Annotated in this window: 13 protein-coding genes; 7 read left to right on the top strand and 6 right to left on the bottom strand. The window is 42.5% G+C overall.

Annotated features, from left to right (window positions below; all coding sequences use genetic code 11):
* Positions 1-11: 11 nt before the first annotated feature.
* The 5 genes from ACFEL9_RS03635 to ACFEL9_RS03615 all read right to left on the bottom strand — a co-directional run bounded on the left by ACFEL9_RS03635 (position 12) and on the right by ACFEL9_RS03615 (position 6,229).
* Positions 12-1,100: a glycoside hydrolase family 43 protein gene (locus ACFEL9_RS03635; protein WP_385886212.1), complete on the bottom strand. Its 1,089-nt coding sequence runs from the start codon at positions 1,098-1,100 to the stop codon at positions 12-14.
* 71 nt (positions 1,101-1,171) lie between these two features.
* Complete coding sequence (locus ACFEL9_RS03630; RefSeq protein ID WP_385886211.1) at positions 1,172-1,921, bottom strand: SDR family NAD(P)-dependent oxidoreductase; 750 nt, start codon at positions 1,919-1,921, stop codon at positions 1,172-1,174.
* Between the two features lie 36 nt (positions 1,922-1,957).
* A complete protein-coding gene (locus tag ACFEL9_RS03625) occupies positions 1,958-4,099 on the bottom strand; it encodes an alpha-glucuronidase family glycosyl hydrolase (RefSeq protein WP_385886210.1) in 2,142 nt (713 codons plus the stop codon).
* The gene (locus ACFEL9_RS03620; RefSeq protein ID WP_385886208.1) at positions 4,096-5,151 is read right to left on the bottom strand and encodes a LacI family DNA-binding transcriptional regulator; all 1,056 of its coding nucleotides are present in this window, start codon (positions 5,149-5,151) and stop codon (positions 4,096-4,098) included. The genes ACFEL9_RS03625 and ACFEL9_RS03620 overlap by 4 nt, the downstream gene beginning before the upstream one ends.
* A 40-nt stretch (positions 5,152-5,191) precedes the next feature.
* Positions 5,192-6,229 (bottom strand): LacI family DNA-binding transcriptional regulator, encoded by a 1,038-nt coding sequence (locus ACFEL9_RS03615; protein ID WP_385886207.1) that lies wholly within the window; start codon positions 6,227-6,229, stop codon positions 5,192-5,194.
* A gap of 399 nt (positions 6,230-6,628) precedes the next feature.
* Here ACFEL9_RS03615 and ACFEL9_RS03610 point away from each other — a divergent pair, with 399 nt between their 5' ends.
* The 3 genes from ACFEL9_RS03610 (at position 6,629) to galB (ending at position 14,433) form a co-directional block, all read left to right on the top strand.
* On the top strand, positions 6,629-9,724 hold the full coding sequence (locus ACFEL9_RS03610; protein WP_385886205.1) for a SusC/RagA family TonB-linked outer membrane protein: 3,096 nt from the start codon (positions 6,629-6,631) through the stop codon (positions 9,722-9,724).
* Between the two features lie 25 nt (positions 9,725-9,749).
* The gene (locus ACFEL9_RS03605; RefSeq protein ID WP_385886203.1) at positions 9,750-11,450 is read left to right on the top strand and encodes a RagB/SusD family nutrient uptake outer membrane protein; all 1,701 of its coding nucleotides are present in this window, start codon (positions 9,750-9,752) and stop codon (positions 11,448-11,450) included.
* A gap of 313 nt (positions 11,451-11,763) precedes the next feature.
* Positions 11,764-14,433 (top strand): beta-galactosidase GalB, encoded by a 2,670-nt coding sequence (gene galB, locus ACFEL9_RS03600; RefSeq protein ID WP_385886201.1) that lies wholly within the window; start codon positions 11,764-11,766, stop codon positions 14,431-14,433.
* 18 nt (positions 14,434-14,451) lie between these two features.
* On the opposite strand, the gene ACFEL9_RS03595 is transcribed toward galB, so the two are convergent.
* On the bottom strand, positions 14,452-15,321 hold the full coding sequence (locus tag ACFEL9_RS03595) for an AraC family transcriptional regulator (RefSeq protein ID WP_385886199.1): 870 nt from the start codon (positions 15,319-15,321) through the stop codon (positions 14,452-14,454).
* A gap of 144 nt (positions 15,322-15,465) precedes the next feature.
* On the opposite strand from ACFEL9_RS03595, the gene ACFEL9_RS03590 reads away from it, so the two are divergent.
* From ACFEL9_RS03590 to uxuA, 4 genes are all read left to right on the top strand, one after another.
* Complete coding sequence (locus tag ACFEL9_RS03590) at positions 15,466-16,983, top strand: xylulokinase (RefSeq protein WP_385886197.1); 1,518 nt, start codon at positions 15,466-15,468, stop codon at positions 16,981-16,983.
* A gap of 24 nt (positions 16,984-17,007) precedes the next feature.
* Positions 17,008-18,336: a xylose isomerase gene (gene xylA, locus ACFEL9_RS03585; protein ID WP_385886195.1), complete on the top strand. Its 1,329-nt coding sequence runs from the start codon at positions 17,008-17,010 to the stop codon at positions 18,334-18,336.
* Between the two features lie 20 nt (positions 18,337-18,356).
* Positions 18,357-19,973 carry a sodium:solute symporter gene (locus ACFEL9_RS03580; protein ID WP_385886194.1) on the top strand — a complete coding sequence of 539 codons (1,617 nt, stop codon included), beginning with the start codon at positions 18,357-18,359 and terminating at the stop codon, positions 19,971-19,973.
* Between the two features lie 106 nt (positions 19,974-20,079).
* Positions 20,080-21,225 (top strand): mannonate dehydratase, encoded by a 1,146-nt coding sequence (gene uxuA / locus ACFEL9_RS03575; protein ID WP_385886192.1) that lies wholly within the window; start codon positions 20,080-20,082, stop codon positions 21,223-21,225.
* Positions 21,226-21,301 lie beyond the last annotated feature (76 nt).

Below are 21,301 nucleotides of genomic sequence, written 5' to 3'. Positions count from 1 at the left end.
TGCGGTAGAAACTATTTCTGTGCTGTCAATGGCTGTATGCTTCCGTCTGCATTATATCTTAATTCAGTTACCTTCACATTTCGCAGATGAGTCTTGCCTGATAATTGCGTGTCATGATAAAACAAATACCATTTGCCGTTGAACTCAATAATGGAATGGTGATTGGTCCATCCTTCTACAGGATTTAAAATCACACCCTGGTAAGTGAAAGGTCCGTAAGGATTGTCACCGGTGGCATAACAAAGAAAATGTGTATCACCGGTTGAATATGATAAATAATATTTGCCGTTATACTTATGCATCCAGGCTGCTTCAAAGAAACGTTTATCATTATCTTTCTCTGTAAAAGGTTTGCCATCTTTATCAACGATCTTGATTTCTTTTACGGGTTCAGCAAAACTTTTCATATCTGTATTCAGCCTTGCTATTCTTGGTAAGATGGCTGGCTCTTCTGGTTTCCGGTTGCCGGCAGCTGAATCATATTTATTATTGTTCCAGCGTTGCAGTTGGCCGCCCCAGATGCCGCCGAAGTACATATAATATTTTCCGTTGTCATCTTTAAACACGGTTGGGTCGATACTGTAACTATTTTTGATAGGCTCCTTCTCTGCAGTAAATGGCCCTTCGGGTTTGTCGCCGACAGCCACGCCAATTTGAAAAACATCCTGTTTGTTTTTTACCGGGAAATACAAATAATATTTTCCGTTGGCAAAAGCTGCGTCAGGAGCCCACATTTGCCGGCCCGCCCAGGAAACATCTTTAATATCCAACGCTACGCCATGATCCGTTATCGACCCGCCAATTGAGTCCATTGACAACACATGATAATCCCGCATATCAAAATGACTTCCTAAATCATCTTCTTTGGTGCCGGTAGCCGTATCATGCGAAGGGTAAATATAAATGCGGCCATTGAATACATGGGCTGATGGATCAGCAGTATAGATATGCGATACCAATGGCTGAGAAAGATATTCTTTCTTCGTTTGCTGCTTTGTTGTATCAGCAGCAGTTTGTTCCTTATTTTCTTTTGATTCGTTATTGCAGCTTGCCAGCGAGGCAGCGACGATAATTGACAGCAATCGGAATGTTGGTTTCATTTTTGTTGTTTTATTAAGCGTTTTTCAATTAAGTATTGTTTCCATGACTCCCCTTTAGGGGCGGGTTTTTTTTAAAACCCGATACTATTGCCGCCATCTACGGGCAATACCACGCCGGTGATATATTTTGCCGAGTCGCTGGCCAGGAAAAAAGCTGTTTCTGCTATATCAGCTGGCTGGCCCATATGGCCCATCGGTGTCCGGCTGAATACTTTTGCTTTTCTTTCCGGGTCCGCGTTTAGGGCTGCATCCGTCATTGCCGTTACGATAAAGCCCGGAGCAATGGCATTAACCCGAATACCTTTCGGCGAAAGTTCCACTGCCATGGCTCTTGTCATTCCTTCGATGGCTGTTTTGCTGGCACTATAAGCTACTACCAGTGGTATGCCGTACTGTGCCGCCATAGAACTGATATTGATGATAGAACCTTTTCCTTTGGTCAGCATGTGCTTACTCACTTCTCTGGAAATAGCAAACACGGAACAAAGATTGGTGGTAAGCACTCGTTGAAATTCTTCATCGCTTACTTCTGTAAAAGCCTTTTTCATGTTGATGCCCGCATTGTTAACGAGAATGTCGATATGGCCAAAATTCTTAATAATATCCGCGACCAAACCTGGAATGGATTTTAGATCAGTGATATCACATATCATCGGGTAACACTTATTTCCCAACTCATTTTTTGCGGCGTTCAATTTTTTTTCATCGCGGCCAATGATGATGGTATGAATGTTTTCTTCAACAAACTTTTTCGTCATAGCAAAACCAAGCCCGGAGCCACCCCCGGTAATAACAGCGACCTTGTTATTTTCTGTACTCATACATTTCTAATTGTAGCCGGACTGTTCTGGATAGAATCAGTTTCCCGGTGCATAAGGAAATTTCAATTTTTTATAATACTCTAATGTTTTGCCAGGTTGTTCATATTTGCCAGGTATTGGCATGCCGCTGAATGATTGAAAGTAAAGCAGGCAGGCATTTCGCCACCATACTGCTTCCTGTTCCTGTATAGCCAGTAACATTTTCACCTGGCGGAATCGTTCGGCGTCAAGATATTTTTCCAATAAGTTCCATTGCTGCTGCATGTTTCGGATATCGTTAACTCCTTTATAATAATGATAGCAGAGTTCTTCCCACAGCGACCTGCCGGATTTCATCGGATGTTTCCAGCTCACATGATGAAACCATAACAGGTATTTTTCATCACAGGTGTTAAGGTCTTCGAATTGTTTTCTTACTTCCGGGGCATATTGCGCTAAAGCATTAGAACCTTTAGCCGTACGATCAAAGCCTATTCCGGTGGAATCTGCTTTATGATAATAAACAGGATTCCAGTCGGGCCTGGGTAAATTATTGCTCCAGGGTGCCGGCCCATAATGATGGCCGTTACCCATGATATGATGGAGGCCCAATGGCGTCATATAGTTTACCATGGTTTCATGCGAGGCTAACATGATTTTTTTTGTTGCTGCAATGAAATCTGCATTGTTATTGAAAGTCTGTCGTATCCATTCATCCGCTATTGTTTCGCCGCTGAGTGTATAATCCCAGGCAAGCCGGCCAAAGGTATACCAGTTAGACTGACCAAACAGGTGACCGGTCCAATTCCTGTCGTTGCCAATATTAGCAACCCCTGCTATTCCATTCAACGAGAAGGTATATAAACTTCCATCTACTATCCGTGAAACCAGTGAACCTTTGCCCTTTGACCAGGTATCGGCATCCAGCACTTCTTTAAACATCGGTGCTTCATACACCAGGTGCGTTCCCTGCCCTAGATATTCCTGCGTGATTTGGAATTCCATCATCACGGGTGTCTTTTTCATCGCGCCGAATAATGGAGAGAAAGGTTCCCGAGGTTGAAAATCTATCGGGCCATTTTTTACCTGCACCAATACGTTTTGTTTAAACTTTCCATCCAGGGGTTGAAACTCTTCGTAAGCCTGTTTGAAACGATCATCCGATTGTTCTCCATACACAAATGCACGCCACATCACGATACCGTTAAATGGCTCCAAAGCATCGGCCAGCATATTGGCGCCGTCAGCATGTGTGCGGTGATAGTTTTGCGGGCCTGGTTGTCCTTCGGAATTTGCCTTTACCAGGAAACCACCGAAGTCGGGGATGAGTTCATAAATTTCTTTCACCTTATTGTTCCACCATTGCTGCACCGTATCATTTAATGGATCAGCTGTTTTTAAGCCGCCTATTTCTATCGGTGCACTAAAGCGGGCAGTGAGATAAACTTTGATACCATATACCCGGAACACATCCGCCAGTGCTTTCACTTTTTCGAGCCATGGTTTTTTTAATAGATAGGCATTGGCATTTACATTGGTAAGCACTGTTCCATTGATGCCGATGGATGCATTAGCTCTTGCATAATCAATATAGCGTTGATCAATATACCCTGGTAAGGTATGCCAGTTCCAAATGGAAAAACCGGCATAACCTCTTTCTACGGTGCGATCCAGATTGTCCCAGTGATTTAATATCCTGTTTTTTATTTTAGGTATGCTTACAATAGCAAGTTGGGTGATTGACTGTTGTGTTTGTAGAAGGCGTAGAAAATGAAATATGCCGTATAAAACGGCTTTATCAGTATTCCCCGCGATAACAATTATTTTTTTCCTGCCTGCTAGTTTAGTTTGAACAAGAAATCCTTCACCAGTGAGTTTTTGTAAGTCATTAGCGGATACGAGTGATTGAAGGGCAGGAGATGAGGCCGGCGTTCCGGCTAGAATGCATTTATCTGTTATTGATGACAAGCCAATCGTTTTTTTTGCCAGCAAGCCACTCAAGCCATTGTATAATTCTTCTTTGGCCGCTTTTAAAGTAGCAGTAGTGGCATTGATCAAAACTCCTGAAATCGTATTCCGGTATTGTTGAAGCAGTGCAGCATTATCTATTTTATCATAGCGAAGCCATAGCCGGTAACCATCCTCTGCATTGACAGTGATAGTACAAAGCAACCATATGAAAAGAAATGTTTTTTTCATAGTGAACAGCTATGTTTAAAATGGTTTTGCTTTTTTAACGATGACTTCCGGATGATCAGTTCCGATCTCACCACGATGGTTTGTGTATGCCTGATATTGGATCGTCCTGTTAAGTGACTAATTAAATTGCGGGCCGCTATTTCTCCCATATCCATACCCGGATAGTGAATGGTGGTAAGCTGCGGTTCCACGATTTTGCTGATCGCATCATTGTTAAAGCCTGCTATTGCTATATCCCCCGGGATGCGTACACCATGATCTTTCAATGTCTGCATGCAAACCGCTGCTGAAAAGTCGTTGGTGATAAAAGCTCCGTCGGGCATTGGTTTCATTTTTAAAATTTGCAGGGCTGCCTCAACGCCGCATTGTTCGCTAAGGTCTTTTATCAGCACCAGGTCTTTTTCATAGCTGATGCCATTATCAAGCAGAGCTTCCATATATCCCCTGTGCCGCTGCGCATACACATTTCGCTTCAGGTTTGCAGTGACCAATATTATTCTTTTACAACCCTGATCAATTAAATGCTGTGTGGCTTCATAGCCGCATTTATAATTGTCAATGACGACTTTGGTTGTTTCACTGCTTTCTTCCACGCGGTCAAAAAAGATAACGGGAATGCCTTTGTCTTCAAGCGGCTTGAAATGATCAAGTCCGGTTGTATCAAATGCCAGCGAAGCGATCACCCCATCAACCCGTTTATGAAAAAGATTCAATGCGTTGGCGGCTTCTTTCTCATAGCTTTCTGATGAATGGGCGATGATCAAATCATAACCTGCATCTGTTGTCACTTTTTCAATACCGGCGAGTACAGAGGTAATGAAGTTACTGTTCAATTCGTGTACAATAACACCGATGGTGTTTGTTTTTTGTTTGCGCAGGTTGCTGGCAAAATTATTATGCCGGTAACCCAGCTCCTTAGCGGTGTCTTTTATTTTTTTGCGGGTGTTTTTATTAATAGCGGGATGATCCTGTAAAGCACGGCTTACGGTTGCTGATGAAAGGTCGAGCTGTTGGGCAATATCATAAATAGTAACGTCTTTCTTTGGTTTCATTTTGCAATCGGTTGCATAAAAATCGAAAAAAAATGATCAATTACAAATTTTTATTTTTTAATGATGAGGCACGGATGATAAGATCCGCACGGAGGATGATGGTATTAGTTGTTTTTACATTGGAGATGCCGGCAAGATGACCTATCAAACTGGTAACAGCTGCCTGGCCTATATCATAACCGGAGTAATTAACCGTAGTAAGGTTGGGTTCGATGATTTTGCTGATGGGGTCATTGTTAAAGCCGGCAAAAGCGATATCAGCCGGTATTTTTATACCAGCTTCCTTCAATCTCTTCATACAAAAAACAGCAGCCGTATCATTGGCAGAGAAAACAGCATCGGGTTTCTTCGCCATTTTCAAAATCAGTTCCGCCGCTTTATTACCGGCATCCTCACTCAGGGTACTGATAAAAACCGATTTCTTTTCATCGAAGGGCAGGTGGTGATCAGCCAGGGCTTGTTTAAAGCCACGAAGCCTGTCGGCATACACATTGCGCAACGTATTGCCGCCAAGATGCATTAGTCGGCTGCAACCCTGATCTATCAGGTGTTTCGTGACATCGTAGGCCGCTTTATAGTTGTCAATTACTACGCTGGTACTGTCATTGTGTGGGTAGACCCGGTCGAAGAAAACAACCGGGATGCCTTTCTTAAAGAAAGGCTCAAAATGATCGATATTCTTTGTGTCATAAGCCAATGATGCCAGCAATCCATCCACCCGGTTGTTGAACATGGTCTGCACATTTGATACTTCTTTTTCCAGTTTTTCAAGCGACTGGCTGATGATGAGGTTATAGTTTTCCTGGCTTGCTGCATTTTCCATACCCGCCAATACAGACGACATGAAATAACTGTTTAGCCTCGGTACTATTACCCCGATAGTGTGGGTTTTCTTGCTACGCAAACTGCTGGCAAATGTATTGGAGCGATAGCCTAAAAAGCTGGCGGCATCGGCTATTTTCTTTCTTGTATGCTTATTAATGGCAGGATGATCTTTTAGACCACGACTAACGGTGGTAGCCGAAATGTTCAGGTGTTTTGCAATATCATAGATCGTTATTTCTCTTTCATCCGCCATGCTTAGTCCATTGTTTTACAAATAACGGAAGCATTATTTGAAAAAAAAATTGCAATCGGTTGCAATTTTTAAAAAAATGTCTTTACATTCGGATTGCCAATTCAATTTCATGCTTGCCATAACTACAAAGAGAAATCTGTTGAATGAGCTGAAACCCTTTCCGAAACAGGGTTTCGTTCCTCTCCCCATTTTCATCCGGGGTCTTTTCCTTTTTTTCTTACTTGTTTTTAGCGCAATCGCCGGACTTGAGCGGCTACAGCTCAGTTACCCGCTGCGACGGCTTAGGCCGCTAATGGTTGGCTGAAATGATTCCATCCCGATGAAAAAGAGCTACCAGTAAAAATTTTGACAAGTTGGTTACCAACTTTCCAAACTTAAACTCAAAAAAAATTGCTGTTTATGAAAGTTTTATTCAAAGAGAATTTAAAACAAATCTGCCTGCAGAAAAGCCGGTTATTCGAAAGAACAATAACTTGGTTATTATGTATCCTTTTTGCTTTTGAGTCGATGCCTCTGTCAGCCCAAAGCAACATTCGTGTTAAGGGCCGGATTACCAATGAGAGTGGTGAGTCTGTACCAAATACTTCTGTTACTGTTAAAGGAAGTAAGACCGGCACCACAACCAATGAGAATGGTAACTATGAGATCACGGTACCTTCCAATGGTACATTAATAATTACCGCTATTAATTATACCCCACAAGAGATCGGAATTAATAACAGGCAAACGTTGGATGTAAGCCTCGTAAGCCTGGCAAAAACAGAAACTGAAGTAATCGTTGTCGGTTATGGAACCCAGAAGAAAATAGATGTTACTGGTTCCGTTACAAGAGTTAATCTTGAAGCAATGGGCAATGCACCTAATACTAATATCGGCCAGTTTCTCCAGGGAACGGTACCTGGTCTCAATGTAGGGTTATCAACGTTTGCAGGCGGCACTCCTCCTATTTCCATTCGTGGCCGGGTTACAATTAATGGCAGTCAGAATGTTTTAATCATCATTGACGGTGTTCAATACACCGGTTCATTATCTTCCATCAACCCCGATGATATTGCATCAATTGATGTGCTGAAAGACGCCAGTTCAACAGCCGTATATGGCGCACAGGCGGCAAACGGGGTTATTCTTATTACTTCCAGAAAAGGCAAGTATAATCAAAAACCGCGTATAGCTTTTTCAACTGCTTATACTACTCAAAACCCAACTGTTGATCTGAGACCGTTAAACCATGACGAGTATTTGGAACAATTTAAAGATGCATTTTATACCCAGGCTTTTCAGGGTCCCGATTATACAACACCCAATCCAGGCTTTAATGTTGCTTCCGTAATGGATCCAACAATGGTTAATGCAACAAGAACAGAAGTACTGCCCAATGATTTTGATTGGTGGGATGCCGGAGTTAATACTGGATCTATTTTTGAAAACACCCTTAGCTTTTCAGGCGGTGGTGATAAGGTTACCTATCTCCTTTCTGGTGGCCTGGTAGATCAGAAAGGCCATATAATCAATGATAAGTTTAAAAGAAAATCAATCCGGGCCAACCTGGAAGTGAGGCCGGTGAACTGGTGGAAAGTGGGGTTGGTATCATCCGGTTCTTTCGTTAACCAGGATGGGGCAGAGCCTTCGTTAGGTAATTTGACTATTGCATCGCCGGTACTGGTGCCATTTGATTCAGCAGGCAATGTAATACCATTTCCAACCAATACCGTAGTGCCCAATCCCTTTAATACTTATTATGTGGATGATTACGACAGGCACCAATACTATTTTGCCAATATTTATTCTGACCTGGATATTCCTTTTATTAAGGGGTTAAACTATAGAATGAATTTTGGAAACAACTACAGGACTGACCAGCATTATTTCGCCAGCAAATTTGATGGCGGATTGCAGGGCCGTGCCTATAAAGAAAACCAGAGTTATTATGATTATACATTTGATAACATCCTTACTTATACCAAAAGTTTTGGCAGGCACGATATAACTGCTACAGCCTTATACGGTGCCATTGAAAGAAAATACAGCAGAACTTTTGCTGAAGGGATAGGCTTTTCACGGCTTAACCTTAGTTATAACGATCTTTCAAGCGCCACCACCAAGAATATAACTACCAATGCAAATACTGAATCCCTGAACTATCAAATGGGAAGGGTGAACTATAAATATAATGACAAGTACCTGTTAACAGCCACGGTACGCAGGGACGGATATTCTGGCTTTGCCGAAAACTTTAAGAGTGCGGTTTTTCCTACTGTGGCTCTTGGCTGGATTATTTCAAGTGAGAAGTTTATGGCCAATGTAAATGCTGTGAACTTTCTTAAGTTAAGAGCCGGTTATGGAGCAATTGGCAACCAAACCCAAAGGTATCAGTCACTTTCCCGTGTTGGTACAAATTCTTCCTATGTTTTTGGTGATGGTGGTGGTACAGCATTTGGTCAACAAGTAAATTCCCTTGAGAACCCGAACCTAAAATGGGAAAAAACAGAAGGTATGAATTTTGGCCTGGACTTTACCCTTTTGAACAACCGCGTAACAGGTACCCTGGATTATTATAATAATAACACCAAAGACTTATTATTTGATGTGTCTATTCCTTCCGTTACAGGTTTTCTCCTTATAGCTTCAAACGTTGGAAAAATTAATAACCAGGGGTTTGAGGCCGGACTCACTTATAAAATAATAGACAAAAAAGATTTTACATGGTCTTCCACATTTAATTTCTGGACCAATACAAACAAAATCAAAAAACTTACCGGCGTGGATGCAAACGGTGATGGCATAGAAGATGATCTTGTGTCAACTGGTCTGTTCATTGGTAAGTCCATCCAAACTATTTTTAATTACAAGGTTGATGACATTTACCAGCTAAATGATACGAGATTACCAGGCTTCCCGGTTGGTAGTAACAGGATCGTTGATCTTGATAAAAACAATGACATTACTGCTGCCGACCGGATGTTTCTTGGCCGGCAGGAGCCTGCTTACCGGATGAGCTGGTACAATACACTTTCCTATAAGAATTTTTCTTTAAGCTTTTTCTTCAACTCAATACAGGGAGGAAAAGATGGATACCTGGGTGATAATACACGGGAGTATTTTCGTGAAGACAATTCGGTTCGTAATAATGAACTGAATGGAGTTGATTTCTGGTCACCCCGGAATCCTGGCGGCAAATATCCCAGGAACATCTCAGGCGGCCGGACTAAAGTAGCTGGTAATAATTATGAAAGCAGAAGCTTTGTAAGATTACAGGATGTTTCTCTTTCTTATAGCTTATCTCCTAAAATTCTTGACAAAATCAAAGCACAGGCGATCAATATTTATGTGAGCGGAAAAAACCTTGCGACATGGACCGATTGGGAAGGTTGGGATCCGGAATCCCTTGTTCCTGTTTTCAGGGATGGCAGGACTATTGATGTTCCAGACGGGCTTTTATTAGACGGAAGGCCGGCGCTAAGGGCAATTACGGTCGGAGCTCATATAACCTTTTAATTAAAACACCGGTAAAAATTACTATATGGAAAAAATAAAATCATTTTTAATACTGTCTTTACTCCTTACCGGAACATTTTCGTGTAAGAAAGAATTTTTAGATGAAACGCCGCTTGACTTTTTAAGTTCAACAAATGCTTTTAAAACAGCCGCCGATTTTAATGCGTCAGTTAATAACCTGTACCGGTTAGTGCGTGCCGAATTCTATACAGTAAATGATAATGATCCGATGGAATACCAGTACAGAACAGATATCGCATTTTATGTTCCGGCTGCTTTTCCGGCGAATCTTTCCGGCGAAATCAGCCCAACCTCAGGTATCATGGAGCGGCATTGGCGGGCACTTTATAAAATAGTGTCAGAAGCTAATACAGTTATAAGTCGTATTCCGGCATCAGAAATGTCAGATGCAGACAAAACATTGTTTGAAGCAAGGGGACGTTTCTTCAGGGCTTTTGCCTATAGAAGCCTGGCCTATATATGGGGCGGCGTTCCATTGGTAACCGAAGAGGTAACAGAGCCAAAAGTTGATTATGTAAGAGCAAGCCGTAAGGACGTATATACACAGGTGATTGAAGACCTGACTTTCGCTGTAGCCAATTTACCAGGCATTACAACAGTAAAACTCGACGGAGAAATTTCCAACCTTGCTGCACAACATCTGCTGGCGGAAGTTTACCTGGCCGACGGACAATTTCAGAATGCGATAACTGCCGCATCCGCTGTCATTGATGACCCTGCTACAGATCTTATGAAAGCAAGGTTCGGTACCCGTAAGAATGAAAACCCTGGTGATGTTTATTGGGATTTATTCCGCCGGGGCAATCAGAACAGGAAAGCTGGTAATACGGAAGCTATCTGGGTAGTCCAGATTGAGGCTGATGTACCTGGTGGAGCAGCAACTACAGCAACCAGTTTTGCAAGCGGCGATGGTTTCTCGCTGGAAAGGGTGCATGCACCTCTTGTACGCGATTTAACTATTGATAATATAGCTGCGTTCCGGTGGCCAACCAGTGATTATACAGGTGGAAGAGGAGTAGGATTTTTTGCTCCTTCAAAATACTTTATTGACAGCGTTTATGCATCTGATCCGGTTAATGATATCAGGAATGCTAATCACAATTTTGTAAGGAAATTCAAGGCTAGTAACCCTGCAAGCCCTTATTACAATACGGAGATTGATTTTCATAATCTGCCTGCCGGAACAAAGGGTACAAGCGGAGCTGTTTTAACCTCGGGTGTACCAAGCAGGGCGCTTTACCCCTACCAGACAAAATGCACTGACCCTGGAAATCATCCTGCAAATCTTTATTCAGGTGCTTATCCAATGGCGTTAAAGGGCGGTGCAGGATTTACCTACCAGGATCAGTACATGTTTAGACTGGCTGAAACTTATTTGCTGAGGGCAGAGGCTCAATTAGGTGCCGGAAATGCAGCCGCTGCGGCTGACGATATTAATGCAGTGAGATCAAGGTCTGGCGCAGCACCGGTTTCTGCAGGTGATGTTAATATTGATTATATTCTCGATGAAAGAATCAGGGAACTGGGTACAGAGGAAAAAAGGCTATTGACACTAATGCGCTTAGGAAAATGGTATGACAGGATTATAAAATGCAATCCTTTTTATGCATCATCGGCAGATCCCAAATATAATCTTTGGCCAATACCTCAGTCAGAAATTGAAAGAAACCGGGGCGCAGTACTTGACCAAAATCCGGGTTATTGATCCGGGTAAAATAAATTCGAATAATTTCTTTTTGACATAGCAAGGCAGTTACACCAGCAGTTAGGCAGACAAAAGGAGAGATGCAATCATCTCTCCTTATTTTTAAAGAATAATACAACATTTAATGACTTTTTGTGTCAAAAAAATTTAGAAACCGATAGTGATGAGATACATGCCTGTTTGTTTATTTAACTCAGTGACTCGTTTTTCATACGGGAGTATATGTTTACTGACCCTGCTGAGTTCATTCATGCAGATGGGTTGTAAGAGTTCCAAATCGTCTGCAAACTCCGGAAATATAAAACAAACAGGATTGTCCTACAGGCAGCGTATCAGCATCAATGAAGGCTGGAAGTTTATGCGATATAATTCGGAGCCGGACAAATTGATGTACGATATACGACCCGAGGTTACTGACCGAAATGATAACGTTGTGGCAGATACCAAGCCTACGGAAGCTGTAGTCGTAGGTTCTTCAGAGAAAGTTTTAAAGAAATGGATTTTACCAACAGCCAATGATTTTATCAAAGATCCGCCAAAGCATCATCAACGCCCTGTTGGCAATCCCGGGAGTGATTTTCCTTTTGTACAAAACAATTTCAATGACAAGGCATGGGAGCAAGTGAACCTGCCGCATGACTGGGCCATCCAAGGCCCGTTTTATAAAGAAGACAATGCAATAGTTGGCGGCGGAATGGGACGACTTCCCGTTCATGGCGTGGCATGGTATCGAAGGAAACTGGATATAGCTCCTGCTGATAAGGATAGACAAATTTATCTCGATATAGATGGCGCTATGTCATACGCTATGGTTTGGCTGAATGGTAATCTCGTTGGCGGATGGCCATATGGTTATAATTCTTTTCGTCTTGATCTTACTCCTTATATAAAACCTGGCGGCGATAATCAATTAGCTATAAGACTGGACAATCCAACTAATTCATCACGTTGGTATCCGGGTGGTGGTATTTACCGGAATGTATGGCTTACAAAAGTAAATCCCGTCCATGTAGCACAGTGGGGAACATTTATTACCACGAAAAATGTATCCGCATCATCAGCCACCATTGATATTAAGGTTAATATTGAAAACAAATCAAAGACTGATCAGAACATTGAAGTTGTTACTGAAGTTTTTGCTTTAGATGATCAACCCAATAGAACAGGAAAAAATGTAGCGACTTTCCCTAAATCAGTTTCAACTATACAGGCCGGAAAAAAAATGAAACTTGAAGACTCAATGATTATAAAAAATCCATTGCTCTGGGGACCGCCGCCTTCTCAAAAACCCAATCTCTATGTAGCTGTTACCCGGTTGTATGCAGATGGAAAACCTATTGATGAATATGAAACCCGCTTCGGAATCCGTTCATTGCAATTTGATCCTTTGAAAGGCTTATTGGTTAATGGTGAGCCTGTGCGTATGCAGGGCGTGAATCAGCATCATGATCTGGGAGCATTAGGCGCTGCATTTAATACCAGGGCTGCGGAAAGACAACTCGAAATTTTAGCTGAAATGGGATGCAATGCCATTCGTATGGCGCACAATCCGCCTGCGCCTGAATTGCTGGATTTAACTGATCGCATGGGCTTCCTCGTAATTGATGAAATATTTGACAACTGGGAAAGAAAAAAAACGCCGCTTGATTTTCATTTGATTTTTCCCGATTGGCATGAAGCGGATACAAGATCTTTTATCAGAAGGGATAGAAATCATCCATCTATCATCGCCTGGAGTTTTGGTAATGAAGTAGGAGAACAATATACGGCTGACACGGGTGCAGTACTCGCAAAAAGACTAAAAGATATTGTTGACGAAGAAGACAATAGCAGACCCGCTACCGCATCTATGAATTTTGCTAAACCGGATATGCCTTTTCCGAAAGTGATGGATATTTTAAATTTGAATTACCAGGGCGAAGGCATACGTGATGCACCGGCTTATGCACATCTCAAAGGAATCAGAACATCGCCGCTGTATCCGGCATTTCAAAAAGCATTTCCTGGTAAATTAATTGTTAGCAGCGAAACAGCATCAGCACTGAGCACCCGTGGCAGTTATATCTTCCCGGTATATGATGGTATAAGTGCTCCTGTAAGCGACAGTACCGGAGGTGATCCGCAAAAAAAATATGTCAGTGCCTATGAATTGTATACGGCTGCGTTCGGATCATCCGCTGATAAAGTATTTGCTTCACAGGACAAGCATCCTTATGTAGCAGGGGAATTTGTTTGGTCGGGATGGGATTATTTGGGTGAGCCTACCCCGTATTATTCTGCACGTAGTTCCTATTCTGGCATTATCGATTTGGCCGGGTTTAGGAAAGATCGTTTTTACCTGTATCAATCACGTTGGCGACCTGGTTTTCCAATGGTGCATATTCTGCCGCAATGGAACTGGCCTGATCGTATTGGGAAAATTACACCCGTACATGTTTTCACCTCGGGTGATGAAGCGGAGCTTTTTTTAAATGGCCGTTCATTGGGCAAAAAGAAAAAAGCAGCATTTGAATACAGGCTGCGTTGGGATGACGTGAAATATGAACCCGGCGAATTGAAAGTTATTGCTTACAAAAACGCCCGCCCGGACGACCTGGTCGGACGGGGGAAACGATGGGCAGAGCAAATTGTACGAACTACCGATAATGCCGCACAATTAAAAATAAGTGCAGACCGAAATGTGATTAATGCAGATGGCGAAGACCTTTCCTTTATAACAGTTGGTGTCACAGATAAAAATGGGTTAACAGTACCGGAAGCAAACAATAAAGTAAGCTTTACTATTGAAGGTCCGGGAGAAATTGTAGCCACCGATAATGGCGACCCTGCGAACCTGGAATCTTTTGCATCAAAACAACGTGAGGCTTATTTCGGACTGGTATTGGCGATTGTTCGATCCCAAAAAGGCAAGCCTGGTACAATAAAAATCAGCGCATCATCAGAGGGTTTGAAAATGGCGACAATGGAAATAAAAAGCAAATAGATAGATAGTACCAAACGACTAAACTTTTACCGGTTTCCAAAGCTCGGCAGTAAAATTTTTGCGGAAGGAAGAGGGAGTTGTGTTTTTCAATTTTAAAAATTGCTTATTAAAATTAGCCACGGTATTAAATCCGCTTTCAAAGCAAATATCCAGGATTGTTTTTTGTGTGTCAATTAACAACTGGCAGGCATGGCTGATACGGATTTCGTTTAAAAAATCGATATAGGTTTTTTTTGTACTCTTTCGAAAGTAATTGCAAAAAGCCGGCACACTCATGCCAGCATAGTCAGCGATGGTGTTCAATGAAATGGTATCCTGGAAATGATCAATGGTGTAGCGAAAGATTTTATCAATGCGTTCCTGTGTTTTGGGTGTGAATGATTTTACCTCGTGTGTCGAAAGAGTTTCAAATTCTTTACTATCAGCTATGAGCTGCAGGCAATCGCACAGGCAGGTAATACGGCGAAGGCCCGTTAATGTTTCCAGCCGGCAGATCAGGGGAGCTAATTTTTTTTTGGTGTTACCGAGTAGTTTAAGTCCCTTTACGGACCTATCGAACAAGCGGCAGATAGACCGGCATTCAGGCATCCCGAGAAAATCGTTACCCCAGAAATCTTCTTTGAACTGGACTACCACGGCACTGGTCATCATGTTTTTCCCGGCTTTCTGAAATGTATGCGGCAGGTTGGCGCCCAGGAAAAATATATCATCGGTTTTAAAGTCACCCACGTAATTCCCAATGAAACTACTTCCTTCACCCTCCTTAAAAAGTATGAGTTCGTACTCCTCGTGCTGGTGCCAGGGCACTTCAAAGTCAGGGGTACGGAAGGTGCAGGCCAGGAAAGAGTTATTCCGGTTGCGGGGCAGTTTTTCAATCATGGGCTTCATAAAATACTATTTTAACCTTTTAGGAGGGTTCAAATTACTGTTTTTATTAAAATAGTTTATGTTTTTGAAAATAAAGTGGAAGTTTTTTGTTTAAATCACTAATACCTTCGGTGCAGTTTTTAACTAACGAAAATTTTTTGCCGTATGCTTTTGATGGGTATTGATCTTGGCACTTCCTCGATAAAGATTTCCATTCTCGATGCACAATCTCAACAGTGCATTGCTTCCGCTGCCTATCCCGAAACGGAAGCCGATATTATTTCCCTACAACCCGGCTGGGCAGAGCAGGATCCTAATGGCTGGTGGGAATATGTGCAACAAGCCATATTAAAATGTAATGCAACCGGCAAGTATAATCCAAAGGAGATTGCTGCTATTGGTATTGCTTACCAGATGCATGGATTGGTACTGGTTGACCGGCAACAACAGGTTCTTCGTCATTCTATTATCTGGTGTGACAGCCGTGCGGTAGAAATCGGTGAAAAAGCATTTCATGCTATTGGTGAGGAGAGATGCCTGTCATGCTTGTTAAACTCACCCGGTAATTTCACAGCAAGCAAACTAGCCTGGGTAAAAGAAAATGAACCGGCCTTGTATGAAAAAATAGATAAGGTGATGCTGCCCGGCGATTTTATCGCCATGAAAATGACAGGCAGTATTACAACAACAAGCTCTGCTTTATCAGAAGGTGTATTTTGGGATTTTGGCCAGGATAAAATTTCTGATGATATCATCAATCAGTTTGGATTTCACAGTGACTTGTTTCCGGCAATACATTCTTTGTTTTCACCACACGGTGAGTTGAAAGAAGATGTAGCATCAGCTTTATCATTAAAGAAAGGGATTCCTGTTGCCTACAAAGCTGGTGACCAGCTCAACAATGCCTTATCATTAAATGTGCTGAACCCCGGTGAAGTAGCTACTACAGCTGGCACATCCGGTGTCATTTATGGAGTGAGTGATGAATTATCGTATGATCAGCAATCCCGCATCAATAGCTTCGCTCATCTCAATCATGATAGCCATAAAAGAAGGATTGGAATCTTGCTTTGTATAAATGGCACGGGCATTTTTAACCGGTGGATAAAAAACATGGTCGGACCCAATCAATCCTACCAGGCCTTGAATGAAGCCGCTGCTAAAGTCCCGGTTGGGTCTGCCGGCCTTTTAAGCTTGCCTTTTGGCAATGGTGCAGAGCGGATGCTCAATAATAAAATTATCGGTGCCCATTTTCACAATTTGGATTTTAATATTCATGGTGCAGCACATATGGTAAGAGCGGTGCAGGAAGGTATTGCTTTCTCCTTCCGGTATGGATTGGACATCATGCGGGAAAATGGTATCAACCCAACAGTAGTACGTGCCGGCCGGGCCAATCTTTTTTTAAGTGACGTATTCGCCCGGACATTTACCAATGTGAATGATGTGTCGCTTGAATTTTATGAGGGCGATGGAAGTTTTGGGGCGGCGATCGGTGCCGGTATTGGAGCCGGTATTTATCAATCGGCAGAAACGGCGTTGCAGAACAGGAAGCCCGTCGGCGTAGTTTCACCTGAAAGCTCCAGTCAATACGAGGAGTTCTATCAACAATGGAAAGAACGACTGAATGATCAGTTGCGAAAAATAAATCAACCGAACAGTTTGTCCTTGAGTTTATCTTAATTATTTAACCTAACAACGAAAAAAATGCCAGTTACAACAGGTCAAAAAGAGTTTTTTAAAGGGATCTCTCAAATAAAATTTGAGGGAAGAGAAAGTGATAACCCGCTTGCATTTAAATGGTACGATGAAAATAAAATGGTTGCCGGTAAAACGATGAAAGAATATTTGCGTTTTGCGTGTGCTTACTGGCATTCCTTCTGTGGCAGCGGTGCTGATCCTTTTGGCGAATCAACGCATTTATTTGCATGGAATGATAAAGGTGATGCGGTAGAACGGGCAAAAGATAAGGCCGATGCCGCTTTCGAATTTATTACAAAGCTTGGGCTGCCGTACTATTGTTTTCATGATGTGGATGTAGTGGATTACTCCAATAATGTCACAGAGAATGACAGTCGCTTGCATGCTATGACGTCTTATCTCGCTGATAAGCAAAAAGAGAGTGGTGTAAAATTGTTGTGGGGAACAGCGAATCTTTTCTCCAATCGCCGCTATATGAATGGGGCGGCCACTAATCCTGATTTTCATGTATTGGCACATGGTGCGGCCCAGGTAAAAGCTGCATTGGACGCCACGATAGCTTTAGGCGGAGAAAATTATGTTTTCTGGGGCGGCCGTGAAGGGTATATGAGTTTGCTCAACACCAACATGAAAAGAGAAAAAGAGCATCTTGCTAAATTTTTACATGCTGCAAAAGATTATGCAAGAAAGAATGGCTTTAAAGGAAAATTCTTTATTGAACCAAAACCTTGCGAACCATCCAAGCATCAATATGATTATGATTGCGAAACAGTGATGGGCTTTCTGAGACAACATGACCTGCTGAATGATTTTAGTTTGAATATTGAAGTCAATCATGCTACGCTGGCCGGTCATACATTCACCCATGAGTTGCAGGTGGCAGCTGATGCAGGTTTGCTTGGAAGCATCGATGCTAACAGGGGTGATTACCAGAATGGCTGGGACACTGACCAATTTCCCAATGATATCAATGAACTGACAGAAGCTATGCTGATAATATTGGAGGCAGGTGGTTTCAAAGGAGGTGGTATCAATTTCGATGCAAAGATTCGCCGCAACTCTACTGATCCCGAAGATCTGTTCCACGCACATATCGGCGGCATGGATACATTTGCCAGGGCGTTGATCACTGCCGATAATATTTTGCAGAAATCTGACTACAAAAAAATCAGGAAGGAGCGATATGCGTCTTATGACAGTGGTAAGGGCAAAGAGTTTGAAGAAGGAAAATTATCATTGGAAGATTTGCGTTCGTTTGCTATTGACAATGGTGAACCTGCAACGAAAAGTGGCAGGCAGGAATACCTGGAGAATATTGTTAACAGATATATCTAAGCTGATTAAAATTTATATAAATGGAAAGATTTGCAACGCTCGACTGGGTAGTGATCGCCTGCTATTTCGCAGTATTGATAGGTGTAGCCATCTGGGTTGTTACCCGCAAACAAAAGAATACCGAAGATTATTTCCTTGCAGGTCGTAGCCTGGGCTGGTTTGTAATCGGGGCATCGATTTTTGCTTCTAACATTGGGTCAGAACATGTCGTCGGCCTGGCAGGTGCCGGGGCCGGGGGAAAGATGCCTTTATTGATTTATGAATTACATGCCTGGCTGGTGATTACCCTCGGTTGGGTGTTTCTTCCATTTTATTTACGAAGCGGTGTATTTACGATGCCAGAATTTTTAGAAAAACGCTTCAGCTCGGGTACACGTTGGTTTTTAAGTGTGTTTTCTTTATTGGCTTATATATTAACAAAAGTGTCTGTTACTGTATATGCGGGAGGCATTGTTATTTCATCTTTATTGCATATTGATTTCTGGACAGGTGCCTTGGTTACGGTGGTAATAACAGGTGTATATACCGTATTGGGTGGAATGAGAGCTGTCGCCTATACCGAAGCCATTCAAACGGTAATATTAGTACTGGGTGCTGCTACGTTGACCTTTGTTGGAATTGATGCAGCAGGTGGGTGGAGTGAAGTAAAAGCAAATCTTGCACCGGGGTATTTAAATATGTGGCGGCCCAACAGTGATCCAGATTTTCCCTGGTTACCACTGGTGATTACAAGTTCTATCGTCGGCACCTGGTACTGGTGCACTGACCAGTATATCGTACAGAGAGTGCTGGCTGCAAAAAATATTAAAGAGGGAAGAAGGGGAACCATCTTCGGCGGCTTGCTGAAATTATTACCTGTATTTCTTTTTTTAATACCCGGTGTCGTAGCGTTGGCCTTAAAAAATAAGGGTGAATTAAGCTGGGATACCGCTGACCAGGCATTTGCTTCTTTGTTGATGAATAAAATGCCTGCTGGTCTCAGGGGTTTGGTAGCTGCGGGTTTATTAGCGGCATTAATGAGTTCGCTTGCCTCCGTATTCAATTCCTGTTCTACTTTGTTTACGGTAGATATTTATAAAAAGCTCCGGCCGAATGATCCCGAAGAAAAACTGTTGAGAATAGGTCGGGTGGCCACAACGGTGGTCGTGATCCTTGGCATTTTATGGATACCGATCATGCAGAATATTTCCGGGGTCTTGTATGAGTACCTGCAATCTGTACAGGCCTATATTGCGCCACCGATTACAGCGGTTTTCCTATTGGGGATCTTTAGTAAACGAATTAACAGCAAAGGTGCTATCACTACCTTGATAGTAGGATTAATCATGGCAATAGTGAGGATAGCGTTGGAGCTGAGCCGCAATTCATTGGAGCCGGGGACTGCATTACACAGTATTGCAACGACCAACTTTCTCACTTTTGCTGCCTGGTTCTTCCTGTTTTGCGTGGGGTTATGCGTATCTGTGAGCCTTTTCACAAAACCGCCATCACCTGAGCATGTTAACGGTCTTACCTACGCAACACTATCTCCGGAGCAAAAAGCTGCCAACCGGGCCAGCTATAATGTTTGGGACATTATTCTTTCATTGGCTGTTATTGCAATAGTAGCCTTTGTAATGATTAGTTTTGCCGGCTAACAGTCCTGGTGGAGCGATCCGATCAGTGAGATATGTCGTCACGATGGGTGGCCTTATTAATTCATTTACAAAAAAATAGCGAAGATCTATGTTGATGCATCAAACTATGCGATGGTTCGGACCCAATGACCCCGTTAGTTTATCAGATATACGCCAGGCAGGCTGTGAGGGTGTAGTGACCGCTCTCCATCATGTTCCGGTAGGTGAGGTATGGACTGTCGATGAAATCAATAAGAGGAAGGCGGTGGTAGAGGAAGCCGGTATGACATGGACCGTGATCGAAAGTTTACCCGTTCATGAAGACATAAAAAAGCAAACCGGGAAATATCCTGAATACATCGAAAATTATAAGCAAAGCCTGCGCAATGTTGCCGCCTGTGGATTAAAGGTGGTGACGTATAACTTTATGCCCATTCTCGATTGGATGAGAACGGATATTTATTATACGGTGGCGGATGGAAGCAAAGCACTGCGATTTGAGAAATCTGCTTTTATCGCCTTCGATCTTTATTTATTGAAGCGTCCCGGCGCTGAAAAAGATTATACCGCTGAAGAAATAAAAAAAGCGCAACAACGCTTAAAGTCAATGACGGATGAAGAAGAGGAAATTCTTTACCGCAATGCCTTATTAGGCTTACCGGGAAGCGAAGAAAGATTTACACCCGAGCAGATATTGGCCGCATTAAAGACTTATGAAAATATTGATGCAGCTAGACTGAAGCAACATTTGTTTTATTTTTTACAGCAGGTAGTACCGGTGGCTGAAGAATGTGGGTTAAAGATGGCCATTCACCCCGATGATCCTCCATTCCCATTGTTAGGGTTGCCGAGAATTGTCAGCACCGAGCAGGATGCGAATGAATTGCTGGCGGCTGCTCCGTCACTTGCTAATGGGTTATGTTACTGCACCGGTTCATATGGTGTGAGGCCTGATAATGATTTGCCGGGCATGGTCAAAAGGTTGGGTGATCATATTCATTTTATTCATTTAAGAAGTACCAAACGTGATGCGGAAGGTAACTTCTTTGAAGCCGATCATCTCGATGGCGATGTAGATATGTACGCTGTGATCAAAGAAATTGTTTTGTTAATGAGACGCAGAAATATTTCCATACCCATGCGTCCCGATCATGGTCATCAAATGCTGGATGATCTGAAGAAAACAACTTACCCCGGTTATTCGGCTATTGGAAGGCTGCGTGGACTTGCCGAATTGCGTGGTGTGGAATATGCGATAAGCAGAAGTTTATAAACAAGGAATGGCAATAAGCTTTTTGCCATCTTATGCAGCCTTAGTAGCTTTAATAAGCAATAAACATCATCTTCAC

This window comes from Terrimonas alba, assembly GCF_042434975.1.
Lineage (GTDB): Bacteria > Bacteroidota > Bacteroidia > Chitinophagales > Chitinophagaceae > Terrimonas_B > Terrimonas_B alba.
The sequence above is the reverse complement of the archived record's forward strand: the minus strand, read 5'-3'. Positions and strand labels throughout refer to the sequence as shown.